The sequence below is a fragment of the Streptomyces sp. SYSU D01066-1 genome (genome assembly GCF_054956795.1).
The window spans coordinates 37,489-56,280 of sequence record NZ_JBUDHV010000043.1; the positions used below are offsets into that span (position 1 = coordinate 37,489).

General features: G+C 74.5%; 14 protein-coding genes, 2 tRNA genes, 1 pseudogene and 1 riboswitch. Of the genes and pseudogenes, 10 read left to right on the forward strand and 7 right to left on the reverse strand.

Features of this window, described 5'->3' with window-relative positions:
* From ACY1JF_RS28195 to ACY1JF_RS28205, 3 genes and pseudogenes are all read left to right on the forward strand, one after another.
* Nucleotides 1-228, forward strand: a pseudogene (locus ACY1JF_RS28195) (DEAD/DEAH box helicase); the annotation flags it as partial.
* Nucleotides 229-339: 111 nt separating this feature from the next.
* A complete protein-coding gene (locus ACY1JF_RS28200) occupies nucleotides 340-1,875 on the forward strand; it encodes an amino acid permease (RefSeq protein ID WP_462708082.1) in 1,536 nt (511 codons plus the stop codon).
* Nucleotides 1,876-1,972: 97 nt separating this feature from the next.
* Nucleotides 1,973-2,045 (forward strand) — tRNA-Lys (locus tag ACY1JF_RS28205).
* Nucleotides 2,046-2,236: 191 nt separating this feature from the next.
* On the opposite strand, the gene ACY1JF_RS28210 is transcribed toward ACY1JF_RS28205, so the two are convergent.
* A complete protein-coding gene (locus ACY1JF_RS28210) occupies nucleotides 2,237-2,413 on the reverse strand; it encodes a hypothetical protein (protein ID WP_462708083.1) in 177 nt (58 codons plus the stop codon).
* Nucleotides 2,410-2,583, reverse strand: coding sequence for a hypothetical protein (locus ACY1JF_RS28215; protein ID WP_462708084.1), 174 nt, complete (start codon nucleotides 2,581-2,583; stop codon nucleotides 2,410-2,412). Before ACY1JF_RS28215 ends, ACY1JF_RS28210 begins: the two co-directional genes overlap by 4 nt.
* Before the next feature lie 154 nt (nucleotides 2,584-2,737).
* Here ACY1JF_RS28215 and ACY1JF_RS28220 point away from each other — a divergent pair, with 154 nt between their 5' ends.
* Nucleotides 2,738-2,983, forward strand: a complete 246-nt coding sequence (locus tag ACY1JF_RS28220; protein ID WP_462708085.1) for a GntR family transcriptional regulator — start codon at nucleotides 2,738-2,740, stop codon at nucleotides 2,981-2,983.
* 686 nt (nucleotides 2,984-3,669) lie between these two features.
* Here the strand turns inward: ACY1JF_RS28220 and ACY1JF_RS28225 are convergent.
* The gene (locus ACY1JF_RS28225) at nucleotides 3,670-4,191 is read right to left on the reverse strand and encodes a DUF4232 domain-containing protein (RefSeq protein WP_462708086.1); all 522 of its coding nucleotides are present in this window, start codon (nucleotides 4,189-4,191) and stop codon (nucleotides 3,670-3,672) included.
* Nucleotides 4,192-4,595: 404 nt separating this feature from the next.
* On the opposite strand from ACY1JF_RS28225, the gene ACY1JF_RS28230 reads away from it, so the two are divergent.
* From ACY1JF_RS28230 to ACY1JF_RS28250, 5 genes are all read left to right on the forward strand, one after another.
* The gene (locus tag ACY1JF_RS28230; protein ID WP_462708087.1) at nucleotides 4,596-5,726 is read left to right on the forward strand and encodes a dihydrofolate reductase family protein; all 1,131 of its coding nucleotides are present in this window, start codon (nucleotides 4,596-4,598) and stop codon (nucleotides 5,724-5,726) included.
* A gap of 84 nt (nucleotides 5,727-5,810) precedes the next feature.
* Complete coding sequence (locus ACY1JF_RS28235) at nucleotides 5,811-7,031, forward strand: alginate lyase family protein (protein ID WP_462708088.1); 1,221 nt, start codon at nucleotides 5,811-5,813, stop codon at nucleotides 7,029-7,031.
* Between the two features lie 51 nt (nucleotides 7,032-7,082).
* A tRNA-Met gene (locus ACY1JF_RS28240) sits at nucleotides 7,083-7,156 on the forward strand.
* 177 nt (nucleotides 7,157-7,333) lie between these two features.
* Nucleotides 7,334-8,626, forward strand: coding sequence for a PP2C family protein-serine/threonine phosphatase (locus ACY1JF_RS28245; RefSeq protein WP_462708089.1), 1,293 nt, complete (start codon nucleotides 7,334-7,336; stop codon nucleotides 8,624-8,626).
* A gap of 235 nt (nucleotides 8,627-8,861) precedes the next feature.
* A riboswitch (cyclic di-AMP (ydaO/yuaA leader) is annotated at nucleotides 8,862-9,019 on the forward strand.
* Nucleotides 9,020-9,031: 12 nt separating this feature from the next.
* Complete coding sequence (locus ACY1JF_RS28250; protein WP_462708090.1) at nucleotides 9,032-10,078, forward strand: M23 family metallopeptidase; 1,047 nt, start codon at nucleotides 9,032-9,034, stop codon at nucleotides 10,076-10,078.
* A gap of 72 nt (nucleotides 10,079-10,150) precedes the next feature.
* Here the strand turns inward: ACY1JF_RS28250 and ACY1JF_RS28255 are convergent, their stop codons facing one another.
* From ACY1JF_RS28255 to ACY1JF_RS28270, 4 genes are all read right to left on the reverse strand, one after another.
* Complete coding sequence (locus tag ACY1JF_RS28255; RefSeq protein WP_462708091.1) at nucleotides 10,151-11,497, reverse strand: PrsW family intramembrane metalloprotease; 1,347 nt, start codon at nucleotides 11,495-11,497, stop codon at nucleotides 10,151-10,153.
* 200 nt (nucleotides 11,498-11,697) lie between these two features.
* Complete coding sequence (gene trmB, locus ACY1JF_RS28260; RefSeq protein WP_462708092.1) at nucleotides 11,698-12,528, reverse strand: tRNA (guanosine(46)-N7)-methyltransferase TrmB; 831 nt, start codon at nucleotides 12,526-12,528, stop codon at nucleotides 11,698-11,700.
* A gap of 349 nt (nucleotides 12,529-12,877) precedes the next feature.
* Nucleotides 12,878-14,104 (reverse strand): L-2-hydroxyglutarate oxidase, encoded by a 1,227-nt coding sequence (gene lhgO, locus ACY1JF_RS28265; protein WP_462708100.1) that lies wholly within the window; start codon nucleotides 14,102-14,104, stop codon nucleotides 12,878-12,880.
* A gap of 66 nt (nucleotides 14,105-14,170) precedes the next feature.
* Nucleotides 14,171-15,595 (reverse strand): MFS transporter, encoded by a 1,425-nt coding sequence (locus ACY1JF_RS28270; RefSeq protein ID WP_462708093.1) that lies wholly within the window; start codon nucleotides 15,593-15,595, stop codon nucleotides 14,171-14,173.
* A gap of 728 nt (nucleotides 15,596-16,323) precedes the next feature.
* On the opposite strand from ACY1JF_RS28270, the gene ACY1JF_RS28275 reads away from it, so the two are divergent.
* Entirely contained in the window at nucleotides 16,324-18,489 is a 2,166-nt protein-coding gene (locus ACY1JF_RS28275; protein WP_462708094.1) for an asparagine synthase-related protein, read from the forward strand.
* Nucleotides 18,490-18,792: the final 303 nt, after the last annotated feature.

Consider the following 18,792-nt stretch of genomic DNA (forward strand, 5'->3'; position numbering starts at 1 on the left):
CGCGGCGGACGCTCCTTCGACCGCCGGGACGGCGACCGTGGCGGTTTCCGCCGCGACGACCGCGGCGGCCACCGCGGCAGCGACCGTCCGTTCAACCGTGACCGCCAGGGCGACCGCCCCGGCTACCGCCCGGGCGGCAGCGACCGTCCCTTCGGCCGCCGCGACGACCACCGGGGCTCGTCCTTCGGCCGCCGTGACGACAAGCCGCGCTGGAAGCACAACGGCTGACACGCACCCGCGCTGAGCGCCGTGGCCCCCACCGACACCGGTGGGGGCCACGGCGTTTCCGTACGCCCCTGTGGCGCATGTCACCCGCACGGGCTGGGAATCGCTGGGGGCATGACAGATGACGCCAGGCCGAGCGGGCTCTCGGACGAGGAACGGCTGGCCCAGCTCGGCTACACCCAGGTCCTGGCCCGCCGCATGTCGGCGTTCTCCAACTACGCGGTCTCCTTCACGATCATCTCGGTCCTGTCCGGCTGCCTGACCCTCTACCTCTTCGGCATGAACACCGGCGGCCCCGCCGTCATCACCTGGGGCTGGGTCGCCGTCGGCCTGATGACCCTCCTGGTGGGCCTGGCGATGGCCGAGATCTGCTCGGCGTACCCGACCTCGGCCGGCCTGTACTTCTGGGCCCACCGCCTCGCGCCGCCGCGTACGGCCGCCGCCTGGGCGTGGTTCACGGGCTGGTTCAACGTGCTCGGCCAGGTCGCGGTGACGGCCGGCATCGACTTCGGCGCGGCCTCCTTCCTGGGCGCCTACCTGAACCTCCAGTTCGGCTTCGAGGTCACCCCGGGCCGCACGATCCTCCTCTTCGCCGCCATCCTGGTCCTGCACGGCCTGCTGAACACCTTCGGCGTCCGCGTCGTCGGCCTGCTCAACAGCGTCAGCGTGTGGTGGCACGTCCTCGGCGTCACGGCGATCGTCGGCGCGCTCACCTTCGCCCCCGACCACCACCAGCCGGCCTCCTTCGTCTTCGGCGAGTTCGTCAACAACACGGGCTGGGGCAGCGGCCCGTACGTCGTCCTCCTGGGCCTCCTGATGGCCCAGTACACCTTCACCGGCTACGACGCCTCCGCCCACATGACGGAGGAGACCCAGAACGCCGCGACGGCCGGCCCGAAGGGCATCGTCCGCTCCATCTGGACCTCCTGGATCGCCGGCTTCGTCCTCCTGCTGGGCTTCACCTTCGCCATCCAGTCCTACGAGGGTGCCCTGACCTCCCCCACCGGCGCCCCGCCCGCCCAGATCCTGCTGGACGCGCTGGGCGCGACAGCCGGCAAGCTCCTGCTCCTCGTGGTGATCGGCGCGCAGCTCTTCTGCGGCATGGCGTCCGTGACCGCCAACAGCCGCATGATCTACGCCTTCTCCCGCGACGGCGCGCTGCCCTTCTCCCGCGTCTGGCACACCGTCAGCCCCCGCACCCGTACCCCGGTGGCGGCGGTGTGGCTCGCCGCCCTGGCCGCGCTGGCGCTGGGCCTGCCGTACCTGATCAACGTCACCGCCTACGCCGCGGTGACCTCCATCGCCGTCATCGGCCTCTACATCGCCTACGTCGTCCCGACCCTGCTGCGCGTCCGCAAGGGCGCCGCCTTCGAACGCGGCCCGTGGCACCTGGGCCGCTGGTCACAGGCGGTCGGCGTGGCGGCGGTGGCCTGGGTCGTGGTCATCACGGTCCTCTTCATGCTGCCCCAGGTCTCCCCGGTCACCCGGGAGACCTTCAACTACGCCCCGGTCGCCGTCCTGGTCGTCCTGGGCTCCTCGGCGGCCTGGTGGTTCGCCTCGGCCCGGCACTGGTTCCTCGACCCGGACCACGAACGCACCCGCTCCCGCCGGGCCGCCCGCGCGCACGCCCCCGAGCCGGCCGATCCCTGACAACTCCCCCCTCGGCACGCCCCCGACGCGGCCGTGTCCCCATACCCGATCGGCTCGGCGGCCACGTGGGGCTATGCTCGGGGAGGCGACATCGCCTGGGCCCTTAGCTCAATTGGCAGAGCAGTGGACTTTTAATCCATTGGTTGTGGGTTCGAGTCCCACAGGGCCTACTGGTCCGCCCCCAGCTCAGAGGTAGTTCGAGCTGGGGGCGCTTCCTGTCCGGCCCCTCTGAGGACCGTCGGCCCGGCCGTCGCCCGGACGAGAGGTGGACGATCAAGGCGCGAAACGGCCCCCGGAGCACGGGCTCCGAGGGCCGTCCGTCCCGCCGGCGTCACCATCTGCGGAGCAGCGCCAGCGGGGGTCAGTCGGTGTCCTGGCGGTGTCGGGGGCACTGGCACGGCGGCCACGCGGACTTGATCTCGTAGGCGTCCAGCTTGGTACTGGACATGATCTCGACCTCTGGCCGTTCCTCGATGACGCGGCCGTCCCGGACGACGGTCACGCGCATCGTCATCAGCCGCATCGGCTCCTCGGTCACCGGGTGCCCCCATGGGCGCTGCGCTGGTGCCGGGCGAGGAGGACGCGTTCGTCGGTCGCGCGGGAGTGGTCGCGCCGTTCCGTGGCCCGCTTGACGGCCACCCGGTGGCGTTCGCAGGTGGCGCACTGGAGGGCCGCCGGGGTGGGTGCGGGTGTTCTACGCTCTTGCACGTCGACTCCATCCAGTCGTCCACGCCCCCGGCCGGCAGCACGGCGCGGGGGTTCTTCGACGTCCACATCCTACCGCGGCTTACTGCACCTTACCGAGGGTACCCGAACATTGCTGCGGTCGCGCAGCATGGTGCGGGTACCTACGGTCACCGGCATGAGTGAGGATCTTGACCGGACGCGTGCCGTGTGGCGGCAGGTCGCGCAGGTGGTGATCGAGCGGATCAAGGACGGTACGTACCCGCCCGGCTCTCGGGTCCCGTCCACGCTGGAGCTGGCCACCGAGCTGGGCGTGGCGTCATCGACCAGCCAGAAGGCGCTGGCCTACCTGCGCCGCGAGGGCTGGGTGCGGGGCGAGACAGGGATCGGGACCTTCGTGGCGGATGACCCGCCGAGCGACTGACCCGATGCGGGCCCGTGCGGCTGGGGAGGCCGCTGCCCTCCCGGCATGGACGATGCCGCCGCGCCGCAGCCGTACATCGACTCCGACTCCGACCACGACGACCGGCCGGTGCGCGGGATCTGCCCGTCCCTGCGTGTCCCGCGCGACGAGTTCGTGATCTACGACCGGCCGACCCGGAGGCGCCGTTCGATCCGGCCGACGGGCGGCGCTACACGCTGGACGGCCGTATCCCGGTGCGCGTGCACCCGGATGAGATCGGACTTCCGCCAGACAGGCAGGCCCCGCCTCCCCCCCCAACCACTGGAGACGGGACCTGCTGGCCGGTCAGCTGCGCCACGGCGTAGTCGATGGTGGAAGCCGTCCCGCGCTCGGTGATCCCGATGGACGCGTACAAACCGTCGAGGACCTGGCGGCACCGCTCGGCCTCCGGCTCGTCGGCCCAGTGCCGGCTGCCGGCCGGGCCGAACGCGGCGCGGTACGCCTGGTGGGTGTGGTCGCCGATCCGCCAGGCGCAGCCGGCCTCGTGCTCTCCGCGTCTTCCGCTTCGATGACGAGGTGCTGGTGACTCCGCATCCGGCCGACCCGCTGGGGCACGATCCGCCGCTGCTGCGTCCGCGGCCCCGCTCTCTCGGAGGAGAGCCGGGCCGCGGTCATGAATCGCTGTCGGACAAGTACGGGCACCCGGATCAGAAGGCGAACGGCACCGCGTCCGCCTTGTCCGCGTGCCAGTTGGTGGCGATGGGCCGGTCGACCGTGACGGTGCCCGGGAGGGCGAGGGTCACGGCGTTCAGCTCGTCGCCCAGGAGGGACAGGTGGATCCGGTCGAACTCGATGCCGCCGTCGGTGTTGGTGGTCTTGGGGCTGATGCCGGCATAGGCGGCCTTGGAGCCGGACAGGACGATGTCCTCGCTGACGCTCTGCTCGGCGGGCGACACCGCGGTGGCGGCGGAGGAGCCGTAGGAGGCGGAGGGGTAGACGCCCTCCAGGGTGCAGGTCACGCCGGACTTGGCCTTGGCGGTGACGAGGTCGTAGCCGCCCGCCTGGGTCTCGGCGGTGATCTTGAAGGTCAGGTCGCCGGTCGTGCAGACCCGCGGGGCGGCGCCGGTGCCGGCGACGGCGGTGGTGGCCGCGGCGCCGGTGAGGGCCACGGCGGCCGCGGCGGCGGCGAGGACGAGACGGGCGGAACGGGTGGCGAGACGCGAGCGCATCGGATTCTCCAGACTGCTGAAGTCGGTCGTTCGGCCGGCGGGTTGCTGACCTGACCGCAGCTTGTGCCGTGATCCGTCCCGGCCGCCACGGATGCCCGCCACTGAGGGACGCTGGGACACGGGAACAGTCTCTGACCTGCTAGGACGCCGTTCCTCTGGAACGGGCTGCCGGGACGGGCGGACAGGGACGGGCGGACGAGGGGCGGTGTGCCCCTCGTCCGCCGCCGGACGCCACCCGACGCCGCCGGACGCCACCCGACGCCGTCAGCCGCCGCTCGACGCCCCCCGACGCCCCCGGCAGGGATGGGCGAGGATGGTGCCGGAGCGGTTGCCGCCGAGCCGAACCGCACCGAGCCGAACCGCACCGAGTCAGCCGTCGCCGAGCGCACCGAAGGACCGCGCCGATGCCCCGTCCGTACGTCCTCCTCTCCGCCGCCGTCTCCCTCGACGGCTACCTGGACGACACGGGCCCCGACCGCCTGCTGCTCTCCTCCCCGGCCGACTTCGACCGCGTCGACGGGGAACGGGCCCGCGCCGACGCGGTCCTCGTCGGCGCCGGCACGATCCGCGCCGACAACCCCCGGCTGCTGGTCAACTCGCCCGAGCGCCGCGCCGCCCGCCGCGCCGCCGGGAAGCCGGAGTTCCCGCTGAAGGTCACCGTCAGCGGCACCGGCGAGCTGGACCCGGCCGCCTCCTTCTGGCACACCGGCGGGGAGAAGCTGCTCCTCACCACGGACCGGGGCGCCGAGCGGGCCCGCGCCCTCGGCATCGCGGCCGGCGTCGTCCCGCTCGGTCCCGAGGTGCACTGGCCCGCCGTACTGGCGCACCTGCACGACCACCACGGCGTGCGGCACCTCATGGTCGAGGGCGGCGGCACCGTCCACACCCAGCTGCTGCGCGCCGGTCTCGCCGACGAACTCCAGCTCGTCCTCGCCCCGCTGCTGGTCGGCGACCCGGCCGCGCCCCGCCTCTTCGGCCCCGGCGCATACCAGCGCGGACGCCTCCGCCTGGTCGAGACCCGGCGGATCGAGGACGTCGTGCTGATGCGCTACGTGCCCACCGCGCCCGGCACCGGCCCCGCCCCCGCCGCCGCCGACCGGCACTGGCTGGCGCTCGCCTGCGAGCTGGCGGCGCTGTGCCCGCCCTCGACGACGGCGTTCAGCGTCGGCGCGGTCGTGGTCGCCGCCGACGGGACCGAGCTGGCGCGCGGCCACTCACGGGAGGGCGGGGACCCGGTCGCGCACGCCGAGGAGGCCGCCCTCGCCAAGATCAGCAGTACCGATCCGAGGCTCGCCGGCGCCACCGTCTACAGCAGCCTCGAACCCTGCGCCCGCCGCGCCTCCCGCCCCGCGCCCTGCGCCCGGCTCGTCCTGGACGCGGGCGTCCGCCGGGTGGTCACGGCCTGGCGGGAGCCGGACACGTTCGTCACCGGGGCGGACGGGAGCGGGGTGCTGGCCGCGGGGGGCGCCCAGGTCGTCGTACTCCCCGAGTACGAGGCGCGGGCCAAGGAGCCCAACCGCCACCTGCCGAGCTGACCGCACGGCCGATCGGCCCAACCCGCCCTGCGCCCCGCCGTCCGCACCGGCACGCTGCCAGTGACCGACGACGCGGAGGTGGGCATGAGGGCAGCGGTGCGCAGGCGGACGGCGGTGGCGCTGCTGGCGGCGGCCCTGGTGCCGGTGGCCGCCGCCGGGTGCGGTCAGCAGTCCGGCCGGGCGATGGCGCGGGCACTGCCCGCCGGCGCGGAGTTCACCCACCCCGGCGTGCTGGTCAGCCGGGCCCAGCTGGACACCGTACGCAAGAACACGACCGCCGGGCGGCAGCCGTGGCTGTCGGCGTACCTGGCCATGCGGGACAGCCCGTACGGGTCCTACCGGCACCGGGCGCGGCCCTTCGCGACGGTCCACTGCCCCTCGGGGAAGAAGGCCGGCCGGGGGTGCGAGGAGGAGCGCGAGGACGCCATCGCCGCGTACACGCAGGCCCTGCTGTTCTCGGTCACCGGGAAGCGGCCCCACGCGGAGAAGGCCCGGCAGATCATGGACGCCTGGTCCGGGAAGCTCAAGGAGCACACCGGGGAGAACGCCGGGCCGCAGGCCGGGTGGACCGCGTCGACCTGGGCGCGGGCCGCGGAGATCATCCGGTACGCGCCGGACGCCGGCTGGCCGGACGACCGGGTGCGGCGGTTCGAGGACATGCTGCGCACCGCCCACCTGCCCCGGCTGACGAAGGAGGTCCCCGACCACGACGGCAGCCGGGACCTGGTCGCCATCGACGGCGTGATCTCCGCCGCCGTCTTCCTGAACGACCACAAGACCTTCGACCACGCCCTGCGCCGCTTCCGCGACCGCGTCCCCGCCTACTTCTACCTGGAGAAGGACGGCGCCCTGCCGCTCACCCCGGCCGGCGGCACCATCGCCACCCGCGAGCGGCTGGTCTCGTACTGGCACCGGCAGAAGACGTACAAGGACGGCGTCACCCAGGAGACCTGCCGCGACTTCGCCCACGTCGGCCGCTCCATCGCCGCCACCGCCCACATCGCCGAGACCGCCTGGCACCAGGGCGTCGACCTCTACGGCGAGGTGAAGGACCGGCTGACGGCCGCCCTCGCGCTGCACGCCCGCCAGCAGCGGGCGGCCACCGCGCCGGCCTGGCTGTGCGGCGGCGAGGTCGAGCGGAACCTGGGGCCCGGCCTGGAGGTCGCCCTCAACCACCTGGAGAACCGGCTCGACGTCCCCGTCCCCGCCGCGCACCGGCTCGCCGCCGCCACCCGCCCGGCCGGCACCGACGACCTCTCCGTCTCCTGGGAGACCCTCACCCACGCCCGCAATCCCGGGCGCTAGATACGCGTGTGCTGACCACCCTGGACATGGTCTACACTGGTGACACACCGACGCGGGGTGGAGCAGCTCGGTAGCTCGCTGGGCTCATAACCCAGAGGTCGCAGGTTCAAATCCTGTCCCCGCTACTCAAGGCCGATGGCCGGGTCCCTTTCGAGGGGCCCGGCCATCGGTGCGTCCAGGACCCGGCCTCCCCTGTCATCCGAACGGTCCCCCACCGCTCGCCGCCCGCCCCCGCGCCGGGAACCCTGGACGGGCGGGACGGCAAGCGGCGGCTGCGTACATGGGTGGCGGGAGGCGGGCGGGTGCGGCCTGGTGACGTGGACGAGGGGCCGTACGCCGGGGCCGGCGACCGGCTGCCCGGCGACCCGGTGTCCGACCTGGGCCCCGGTGACGCCCCGGTGTCCGACCTGGGCCCCGGTGACGCCCCGGTGTCCGACCTGGGCCCCGGTGACGCCCCGGTGCCCGTACCGCCCGCCCGGGGCCGCCGGCACCGGCCGCGGCACGGCGCCCGGACGGCCCTCGTACGCCTCCTGCCCCTCCTGCTGATCGCCGTGGGCACCGCCTACGACCTGCTCACCCCCCGGTACTTCACCGCCGGTCCCCTCTACACCGCCGCGCCCCTGACCGCCGCCCCGCTCTACTCGCGGCGCGGCACCGTGCTCACCGGGGCGGTCACCGTCGCCGTCGTCATGGCGCTCCAGCTCGGCCTCGGCGTCGCCCACCAGGTCGACTCCGTCACCGAGCTGGTCACCATCGCGGTGGTCGCGGGCCTCGCCGTCTTCGTCAACGCCCAGGTCCGCCGCAACGACGAGCGGCTCGCCTCCGCCCGCGAGATCGCCGAGGCGGCCCAGCGCGCGGTGCTGCCCGAGCCCGCCGAACGGCTCGGCGGCTTCGAGATCGCCGCCTGCTACGAGGCGGCGCAGGCGGACGCCTTCATCGGCGGCGACCTGTACGCGGTGCAGGACAGCCCGCGCGGGGTGCGGATGATCGTCGGGGACGTGCGGGGCAAGGGGATGGGCGCGGTGGCCGTCGTCGCCGTCGTGATCGGGGCGTTCCGGGAGGCCGCCGAACAGGAGCCGACACTGGAGGCGGTGGCACAGCGGCTGGAGCGGGCGCTGGCCCGCGAGGGCGCCCGGCGCGAGGGCCTGGACGCCTTCGAGGGGTTCACCACCGCCGTCCTCGTCGAACTCCCGCACGGCGACGGGGTGGTCCGCGTCGTCAACCGGGGGCATCCGCCGCCCCTGCTGTGCCACGCCGACGGCAGCCTGCGCACCCTGAGCGCCCGGGACGCGGCGCTGCCGCTCGGCATGGGGGAGCTGGGCGTGTGGCCGGACCGCGCGGAGGAGGCCGCCTTCCCCGCCGGTGCCACGCTGCTGCTCTACACCGACGGGGTGACCGAGGCCCGGGACGCCCGGGGCGAGTTCTACGATCCGATGGCGCGGCTCAGCGGCCGGCGGTTCCGGCGTCCGGGGGACCTGCTGGACACGCTCGCCGAGGACGTGCGCCGGCACTCCGGGGGCGGCATGGCGGACGACATGGCGCTGCTCGCCGTACGGCGGCCCGATCCGAGCGACCCCCGTCATCACCGAAGGTGACGGCGCGAAAGCCCTCCGCATAACAATTGACGCACGGTCAGTTCCAAGGGGCGGTGCCGATCGTCGGCCTGGTGTACTGAAACGAGGTCAACTCGCCCCGTTTTGGCCGTTCACGCGGCCTTGATTCCGCCCGGAGAGTTTAATGATCAAGCGGAACGGCTTGGAAACAGCACCCCGCTTCTATTAACGTTCGATAACGCAGCGCGGTCGTCCCAGCCGTCACAGAAGGCGGCTCCGTGCGCACGCGCCGAATCCCGTAAGGGAACCGGGGAACCACCACCTTGGGGTGAATCGGGCGTATCCGGCCGTGGAGACACGGCCCGTATACGCGCGTAGGAGACCTTCCCGCTCCGAACCCGTCAGCTAACCCGGTAGGCGGAGACGGAAGGAAAGGAGCACGCCCACGTGGCGTCCAACCGGCCTGCCCCCGAGGCCCCGTTCGTGCCGAACCAGCACGACTCCGCAACCTTCGGATACGGCGCCTTCCGCCCCGACGAGGGCCCCTTCGAGGAGTGGAACCCCACCGCCGACACCGTCCGTCCCGTGCGCGGCAAGCACCGGGTCGCCAAGCAGCGCGGCGGACTGGCCCGCAGCTCCACCGTCCTCGGCGTCGGTGTCATAGCCGCCGTGGGCGCCGGCGGCATGGCCAGCGCGCAGACCGGCAAGCCGCCGGTGTCGATCTCCATGCCCGACCTGCCGTCCGTGGGCTCGATCATCTCGGACGACGACTCCGCCGGGGACGCGGCCGACGCGGGTTCGGCCACCCCGCTCAGCAGCATCGCCGCCGTCGCCTCCGACGGCACCGGGGAGACCACCGCCACCGCCGGCGAGTCGCTCCGGGCCCGGATCATGGCGCAGGCCGAGCAGCAGCAGGACCAGGTCGAGACCAAGGCCGCCGAAGAGGCCGCCGCCGCCGCCGAGAAGAAGGCCGCCGCGGCCGCCGCCGAGGCCGAGAAGAAGGCCGAGGCCAAGGCCGCCGCCGCCAAGAAGAAGGCGGCGGCGGAGGCCGCGAAGAAGGCCGAGGCCGCACGGCTCGCCAAGCTGGCGAAGCAGTACGCGCTGCCGACCTCCTCGTACACCATCACCTCCACCTTCGGGCAGGCCGGCGCCTACTGGTCCTCCGGTTACCACACCGGCCTCGACTTCGCCGCCCCCACCGGCACGCTCATCAAGGCCGTGCACTCCGGGACGATCACCGAGGCGGGCTGGGCCGGCTCCTACGGCTACCGCACGATCCTCACCCTCGACGACGGCACCGAGGTGTGGTTCTGCCACCAGTCCTCGATCAGCGTCAGCGTCGGCCAGAAGGTCAGCACCGGTGACGTCATCGGCCGCGTCGGCGCCACCGGCAACGTCACCGGCGCCCACCTCCACCTGGAGGTTCACCCGGGCGGCTCCACCTCCGGCGTCGACCCGATGGCCTGGCTGCAGAGCAAGGGCCTCAACCCCTGAGCCGTCCCCCTGCCCGGGGCACCTGATCCCCGGCGGTCCTGACGGCGACCCCCCGACGTCAGGGCTGCCGGTTCACGGGCGGTGCGGCGGGTGCGGGTGGTGCAGGTACGGCGGGTGCGGGTGCGGGTGCGGCGGGTGCGGGTGCGGGTGCGGTGCCGGCGCCGGGTGGCCGTACGTGCCGTACGCGCCATGAGTGCCGTACATGTGGTGCGTGCGATACACGCCGTACGTGCCATACGCGCTGTATGTGCTGTGCACCGGCCACGGTGGGGTGGTCACCGGGACCGGCGGGGCCGTGGCCCGCGCCGCGTGGTCCAGTGCCGGGCGTGCCGTCTCCCGGCGGCGCCACAGCTCGCGCAGCAACGCCCGCTCCCGTACGGCGAAGTCGGCGCCCGCCCGGCCGAGCCGGCCCCGGTGCCGCAGGAACGCCAGTTCGCTCGCGTACGCCCCGTACTCCGCCACCGTCCGCGCCGCCTGCCTCCCGGCGTGGCGGCGGGCGTGGGAACGGGCGACGCGCCGGGCCCGCATCGAGCCGAGCGCGTACGGCTCCGCGGGGGCCAGCCAGCCGGCCGCCGCGTAGGCGGGCAGTTCGGCGCGTACGGCGACCAGCGCGTGCTGCCGGGACCAGACCGCCAGCCAGGTCAGCAGCCCGAACACCGGGACCATGAACGTCCCGTACACGACGAAGAAGCCGTACTCGCCGAGGGCCGAGGAGCCGTTCCACAGCGCGTGCACGCCCATCGCGAGCAGCAGGCCGGCCAGGGGGAGCAGGACCTGCCGGGCCCGGCGGCGGTCGCCGCGCAGGGCGGCGAGACCGAAGCCGAGGCCGGTGAGCACCGTGAACAGCGGGTGCGCGAACGGCGACATGACGACGCGGACGAAGAACGTCGCCGCGGTGACGGAGGCGATGCCGCTGCCGCCGGTGAGCTGGTCGGTGCCGAACGCGTTGCCCAGGTAGAGGATGTTCTCGGTGAACGCGAAGCCGGTGGCGGTGAAACCGGCCAGGACGACGCCGTCGAGGAGCCCGGTGAAGTCGCGCCGGCGGAAGAGGAAGACCAGCAGGAGGGCGGCGGCCTTCGCGGACTCCTCCACGACCGGGGCTATCACGGTGACGCCCCAGGTGTCCGCGCCGGCCGGATCGGCGGTGGCCGTCGCTATCCAGCGGGTCGCGAAACTGTTGGCCACGATGGCGGTCAGCGCCGCCGCGCAGGCGCCCCAGGCGAAGCAGAACACCAGGTTCCGCCAGGGGCCGGGCGCCACCCGGTCCAGCCAGCGGAAGGCGGTGAGCAGCAGCGGGACCGGCAGTACGGCGAGGCCGAGGCCGACCAGGAAGCCCTCTGTGCCGGTCTGCTCGCGCACCAGGGCCAGGATGGCCAGACCGCAGAGCGCGAGCAGGGTGGTCAGGGCGCCGTAGCCCACCCAGCGGCGCCGCCACCAGCGCGGGCCGCCGTCCCCGTGGCCAAACGGGCCCGGTGACGGGGACGGTGGTGACTGCGGCGGGGACGGCCGGGACGGTGGTGACTGCGGCGGGACCGGCGGCGGGGACGACTGCGGTGGCGGGGACGGGGAGCTGGTGGCCACGGCATCGGTCCTGACGAGACGGGGGTGCCGCCCGGGCCTCAGACTCCGGTCGGCGGTCGGTCCTGGTTCTGCGGCTGCTGCCGCGCCGGATGCGGTACGCGGCGGAAGAGCAGGTCGTTCACCACATGTCCCTTGTCCAGTCCCTGGCCCTCGAAACGGGTCAGCGGGCGGTGCGCGGGACGGGGCGCGAAACCGCCGCCGGGTGCGGTGTTCTCGAAGTCGGGATGCGCGGTGAGGACGTCGAGCATCTGCTCGGCGTACGGCTCCCAGTCGGTGGCGCAGTGCAGCACCGCCCCCGGCCTGAGCCGGGAGGCGGCCAGGGTCAGGAACTTCGGCTGGATCAGCCGGCGCTTGTGGTGCCGCTTCTTGGGCCAGGGGTCGGGGAAGTAGACGCGCAGGCCGGACAGGGAGTCCGGGGTGAGCATCGCGCCGAGGAGGATGACCGCGTCGCCGTTGCCCACCCGCACGTTGGTCAGGCCCTTCTCCTCGGCCAGCGCCAGCAGATGGCCCTGGCCGGGGGTGTGCACGTCGACGGCGAGCACATTGGTCCCCGGGTCGGCGGCCGCCATCTCGGCGGTGGCCTCGCCCATGCCGAAGCCGATCTCCAGGACCACGGGGCGGTCGTCGCCGAACAGCTCGGCGAGGTCGAGGACCCGCTGCCCGTCGATGTCCAGTCCCCAGGCCGGCCACAGCCGTCGCAGGGCATCCGCCTGACCGGCGGTGACCCGGCTGCGCCGGGGCTGGAAGCTGCGGATCCGCCGCTCGAAGTGGTCACCGGCGGGATCGGCCCGGGGGCCGTCCGGGAAACGGGGCTCGCCCCTGCGACGGGGGTGCCGGGGAGCTGCGGGGGTGGGGTGCGAATCAGACACAGTGGGATCGATATTACGGGGGCGGGCGGGTGGGCGGAGCGGAGCGGGCGAGGCGGGACGGAGGGGACGGGAGGACGACGATCCGGTGGCGCCTGGCCCGGGGGCCCGGAGGTGGGCCGGGGCTCAGCCCTCAGTCCGTCCCGGGGTTTCGCCCCGGGTCCGTCCCGGGGTTTCGCCCCGGGTCCGGCCTGGGGTTTCGTCCCGGAGCCGGACAAGGGCCGAGCAGAGCCCCGCAGGCTCGCAGGGCCGGCAGAGTCTCGCAGGCTCGCAAGGCCGAGCAGAGCCCCACAGGCTCCGGCAAAGCCCCGCAGGGCCCGGCACACGGACTCAGGCCGGTCCGAGGACCGTGTCAGGCCGGTCCCAGGGCCGTGAGGGCGCGGTGGGCCACCTCGCGGCCGATGGGCAGCGCGGCGGTGGCGGCGGGGGACGGGGCGTTGAGGACGTGGACCGCGCGGGGGGTCTCCCGGATCAGGAAGTCGTCGGCCAGGGTGCCGTCCGGCAGGACCGCCTGGGCCCGTACCCCGGCCGGCGCCGGCACCAGGTCGTCCTCCGTCACCGCGGGCAGCAGCCGCCGTACCGCTCTCGTGAACGCCGCCTTCGACAGCGAGCGGCGCAGCTCCCCGGCGCCGTACCGCCAGTGTCTTCGGGCTATGTGCCAGGAGCCCGGCCAGGCGAGGGTGGCGGCCAGCTCGCGGGGCCGGACCGTGCTCCAGCGGTACCCCTCCCGGGCGAGGGCGGGCACCGCGTTGGGGCCGAGGTGGACGCTGCCGTCGACGCCGCGGGTGAGGTGCACGCCGAGGAACGGGAAGGCCGGATCGGGCACCGGGTAGACCAGCGCGCGCACCAGCTCCGGGCGGGCCAGCTCGTAGTACTCGCCGCGGAACGGGACGATCCGCATGCCGGGGTCGTCGCCGGTGAGGCGGGCGATCTCGTCGCAGCGCAGCCCCGCGCAGTTGACCAGGACCCGGCCGCGGACCACGTCCCCGGCGCGGGTGCGGACGGCGACGCCGAGGTCCGGGCGGCGGTCGACGCGCCACACCCGCGCGCCGTAACGGATCTCCGCGCCGGAGGAGGCCGCCAGCTGCCGGGCGACGGCGACGTAGTCGCAGACGCCGGTGGTGGCGACGTGTATCGCGGCCAGGCCCCGCACCTCGGGCTCGTGCTCCGTGATCTGGGCGGGGCCCAGCTCCCGTACCGGTATGCCGTTCTCCCGGCCGCGCTGGACGAGGGCGTGCAGCCGGGGCAGCTCGGCGCGGTCGGTGGCGACGATCAGCTTGCCGGTGACGGCGTGGGCGATGCCGTACTCCGCGCAGAACTTGACCATCTCGGCGGCGCCCCGCACCGCGAACCGGGCCTTGAGGGAGCCGGGGCGGTAGTAGACGCCGCTGTGGATCACGCCGCTGTTGCGGCCCGTCTGGTGGCGGGCCGGGCCCGGTTCCCGCTCCAGGACCGTGACCCTGGTGCCGGGCGCGGCGCGCGAGATCGCGTACGCCGTCGACAGGCCGACGATCCCGCCGCCGACCACCAGCACGTCGCAGTCGTACGAGGCCGCGCTCTGTGCCCGCACCTGTTCCACCTCCCGGGTTCGATACTGCACTGCGCCACTGACAACGCCCTCAAACCCGCAAGCGGAAGAAGTGCGTCAGGCGGGGGCCATCAGCAGGGGGCGGGCGCGCTCGCGCAGCTCGGCCACGCGCGGTTCGTCGCCGTAGGGCTCCAGCCGGTGCAGGAGGTCCTTGACGTACTCCGTGGTACGGGCGGAGGAGATCCGTCCGGCCACCTCGACGGCGCGTACGCCCTGCTCGCAGGCGGCGTCCAGGTTCCCCGACTCCAGCTCGGCGACGGCCGACACCACCAGGCGCAGGCCGTGCGAGCGCACGAACTCCTCCGTGGGTTTGGACAGCGCCTGCTCGGTGAAGCGGCGGACCTGGCGGGGCGCCTTGAGGTCGCGGTAGCACTCGGCGGCGTCGGCGGCGAAGCGGTCGTAGGAGTAGAAGCCGAGCCAGTTCGGGTCGTTGTCGCCGGGGCGGGCGCGCTCCAGCCAGCTCTCGGCCGCCTTCAGCGCCCCGCCGGCCGCCTGGGCGTCGTTCGCGCGCGCGTGGGCCCGCGCCTCCACCAGGCGGAAGAAGCTCATGGTGCGGGCCGTCGCCAGGCCCCGGTTGCGCTCCAGGGCGGCCTGCGCGAGGTCGACGCCCTCGTCGCCGAAGCCGCGGTAGGTCGCCTGGAGCGACATCGATGCCAGGACGTAGCCGCCGAGGGGCACGTCGGCCGCGGCGCGGGCCAGGCGCAGCGCCTGGATGTAGTACCGCTGGGCGGCCTCCTGCTGGCCGGTGTCGAACGCCATCCACCCGGCCAGCCGGGTCAGTTCGGCCGAGGCGCCGAACAGGGCGCGGCCGACCTCGTCGGAGTAGGAGCCGAGGAGCAGCGGGGCCGCCTCCACGCGCAGGCACTCGGGGACCATCGACGAACGCCAGTCGCCGCCGCCGTACTTGGAGTCCCAGCGCCGCGCGTCCTCGGCGGCCTCCCGCAGCTTGCGCACATCACTGTGGCCGACTTTGAGCGGTGCGCCGGAGCCCTCGGCCGGGCTCGCCTCGCGCGCCACCGAACTGTCGGCCGGGGTTATCAGCCAGCGCGAGGCGGGCGTCGCGTACGCGCTCACCGCGAACGAACCGGCGAGCGACTGCCATATGCCTCCGGAACCCGCCCGGCGGCCGGCCAGGTCGAGCCGGTACAGCTCCGTCGCCGTGCGCACCGCCTGCCCGACGTCCCGGGGGAAGGCGAGGCCCACCTCCGGCGCGGGGTCCGCGTCCGCCAGGCCGATCTCGTGGAGCGGCACCGGCCGGCCGAGCTTCTGGCCGATGGCGGCGGCGATGAGGTGCGGAGCCGCACCTTGCGGCACCATTCCCTTCGACACCCAGCGCGCCACCGACGTCTTGTCGTAGCGCAGGGTCAGCCCGCGCTGCGCCCCGAGGTCGTTGACGCGCCGCGCGAGTCCCGCGTTGCTGATGCCCGCGAGGGCGAGAACGGCGCCGAGCTTCTCGTTCGGCCCGCGTTGCTCCCTGGACATGCGCCACCCCTCGACACAGACGGCTGCCGCGCTGGCATAACCACGCGGCATTCGTAAACCCAGCGTAGTTCGCCGCATCCCAAGCGTTAAGGGGCATTGTTCCGGATGGCGGGATTGTGGTCCGTACTGAAGTGCGGGGTCTGTACGGACTGTTGCCGTGTGCTCCCGATGTGTGGCCGTGCGCCCGTCCGTGCGCTCTGGTCCGGCCACCGGGGGAGCGGTTCCATGGCTCTTGCGTGGGTCGGCCCGCTGTACTGGATCCAGTGGGCTGGGGGACACCGCCGCCTCACATCCCCGCGGGCGGCGGACCGGTCCGGGGGACGTGCTCCGTCTCCCGGACCGTACGCGGTCCGGTGGTACGCAAAACCTGTACGGAGCGTGTTCGAACGCGGTCATGAATTTGTAATTTGGCTGAAAATAATCCCCTTCGGTTCGTGCGTACCACTGCCCCGACCACGGCACTTGAGGGCGCGTTGGGTGTCGTGGGGGCGCGCAGCGGGGGCGCATTCGCGTCGCGGACACCGTCTCCGAAACGGGTGACGAGGACCTGGCGGGCGGTCCCGCGAGGGCGTGGTGAGGGCACGGCCAAGGACCTGACCGGGGCCCGGCCAGGGCACGGCGGCGGCGGTACGAGCCGGTCCGCCGACGCTCTGGCGCGCTCCCTTCATGGCAGCATGGGGAACCAGTTCATACGGTGCACTGGTTGTCCACGGGCTGTGGAGGCGTCGATGCGGTGGTTGGTGGGGTGGAGCAGCGCCGCCGCGGGAGTCGCGGGAGCCCTGGGGGCCATGGGGGGTACGGGGGCCACCGGGAGCATGGGGTACGGCGGGCCCGGCTCCGCCGGAGCCACCGGCTACGACGGCGAGACCGTGCAGCCCGTGGGCTCCCAACTCCTGTGGGGCGACCCCGATCCGCTGTGGGCGGTCGGCGACTGGCGGCCCGACGAGGTGCGCGTGGTCAGCGCCGACGCGCAGACCCGGATCGCCGTCCTGGGCCTCTGCGGCGCGAGCGACGAGCAGCTGAGGGTCGCGCTGTTCGCGGCCCGGGGCGGGGCGCTGCGGCACCTGACCGCCTGGTCCGGGAGTTACACGGCCGTCGTCCAGGTGGGCCGGCGGATCACGGTCTGCGGCGACCTCGCGGGCGCGCGTCCCGTCTTCCACACCCCCTGGGCCGGGGGCACCGCCTACGCGACCGCCGCGCTCCCGCTCGCCGACCTCGTCGAGGCGAACCTCGACTTCTCTTACCTGGCCGCGCTGCTCGCCGCCCCCGACGTACCGGCCGCGCTGGACGACGCGACCCCGTACGACGGCGTGAAACGCGTTCCGCCGGGGCATGCGCTGGTCCTGCGCGCCGGGGCGCGGGAGATCGCCGGGTACGAACCGGTCGCCTCACTGGCGGTGGCGGCGCCGCCCGCGGACCCGCAGAGCGCGGTGGACGGCGTACGGGACGCGCTGGTAGAGGCGGTGCGGACGCGGCTCGCCGCGCCCCGGCACGTCCCCGGGGGCGGGATAGATCCCGGGCCGGTGCCCGGCATGGGACCGGCCGAGCGGCGGGCGGCGCGCGGGATGCCGGTGCCGGGGATCGGGGCCGACCTGTCGGGCGGACCGGCGTCGGGGACGCTGGCGCTGCTGGCGGCGGGGCTGCCGGGGCGGCCGGGGACCGTGCTGGGACACGGGACGGGTGCGGGGGAGCGGCTGCTGGCGGTGACCTTCAACGACCTGGCGGTGGGCGGGCGCGAGGCCGAGCTGGAGCGGGCGGGCGCGCTGGCGGCCAGCCCGCGGCTGCACCACGTGGTGGTGGCCGGCGGCGCGGAGGTACTGCCGTACGCCGAGCTGGACGGGCCGCTGACGGACGAACCGGGGGCGTGCCTGGTCTCGGTGGCGCGGCACCGGGCGCGGCTGGCGGCGGGCAGCGCGGACCACTTCACGGGGTACGGGGCGCGGCAGGTGCTGGACGCGCACCCGGCACGGCTGGCGGACCTGCTGGTGGACCGCCGGCGGCGGCATCTGGTGCGGCCGGTCGCGGCGCTGGCCAAGGCGGACGGCTCGATGGGGTCGGTGATGGTGCCGGCGCGGGTGTACGGAGCGGCCCGGCGGCTGTCGCGGACGCCGTACCGGGCGGGGCTCGACGGGCTCGCGGAGCAGTTGCGGGGGCTGCGGGGGCGTGCGGCCGACCTCGGGGAGGCGGAGGACGGGGCGGTGGGCGCGTCGCTCGCCGCGCTGAGCTGGGGAAGACCCGGGCCCGCGGCCCGGTGGCTGACCGGGGAGGCGCTGGCTGAAGTATCGGTTCGTCTTCAGGCGGCGGCGCAGCGGTCCGCGATGGGGCCGGGGCAGCGGCCCGGCGACTTCCGGGCGCGGGCCGCCCTGGCGCGGCAGGCCGCCGAGGTACGGGTGCTGGAGCAGGCGGCGGAGATCCGGTCGCAGCGGTTGCACACGCCGTTCCTCGACAACCAGGTGGTCCGGGCGTGCCGGGCGCTGCCGGAGGCGCTGCGGGTGCGGCCGGGGGCGCGGGCGGCGATCCTGCGGACGGTGCTGGAGGGGGCCGGGGTGCGGGAGGTGCCGGGGGGCTGGGGCACGCCGACCCAGGGTGTGGCGGCGGCGACCGCGCGGGCGGGGCTGCGGGGGGCGGCGGACGCGCTGATGGAGGTCTTCGACCGGCCGCTGCTGGCGGAGGCGGGGCTGGTGGAGGCGAGGGTGGTGCGGAAGGCGGTGCGGTCGGCGGCGGCGGGGGAGGCGCTGCCGTTGGACGGGCTGGCGGATCTGGTGTCGCTGGAGCTGTGGCTGGGGCGGTTGCTGGCACGGCGGGGGACGTGCTGGACGGGGACGCCGGCACGGGCGCGGGCGGTGCCGGCGGGGATCGCGCCGTTGCGCGGAGCGTTGGCCTCCGGCGGTTGAGCGGGTGGGGGTGCGTGGGCCTGCGGCGCTTGTGCGGGTGGGGTGCGTGCCTGCGGCGCTTGTGCGGGTGGGGTGCGTGCCTGCGGCGCCTGTGCGGGGTGCGGTGCGTGTACGCCTGCGGCGCTTGTGTGGGTGGGGTGCGTGTACGCCTGCGGCGCCTGTGCGGGTTCGGTGGGGGTGCGGGTAGCGCCCGGGGTGCGGTGGGTGGGTCGGGGCCGGGGGGGGGGGGGGGGGGGGGGGGGGGGGGGGGGGGGGGGGGGGGGGGGGGGGGGGGGGGGGGGGGGGGGGGCGGCGCCGCGGGCG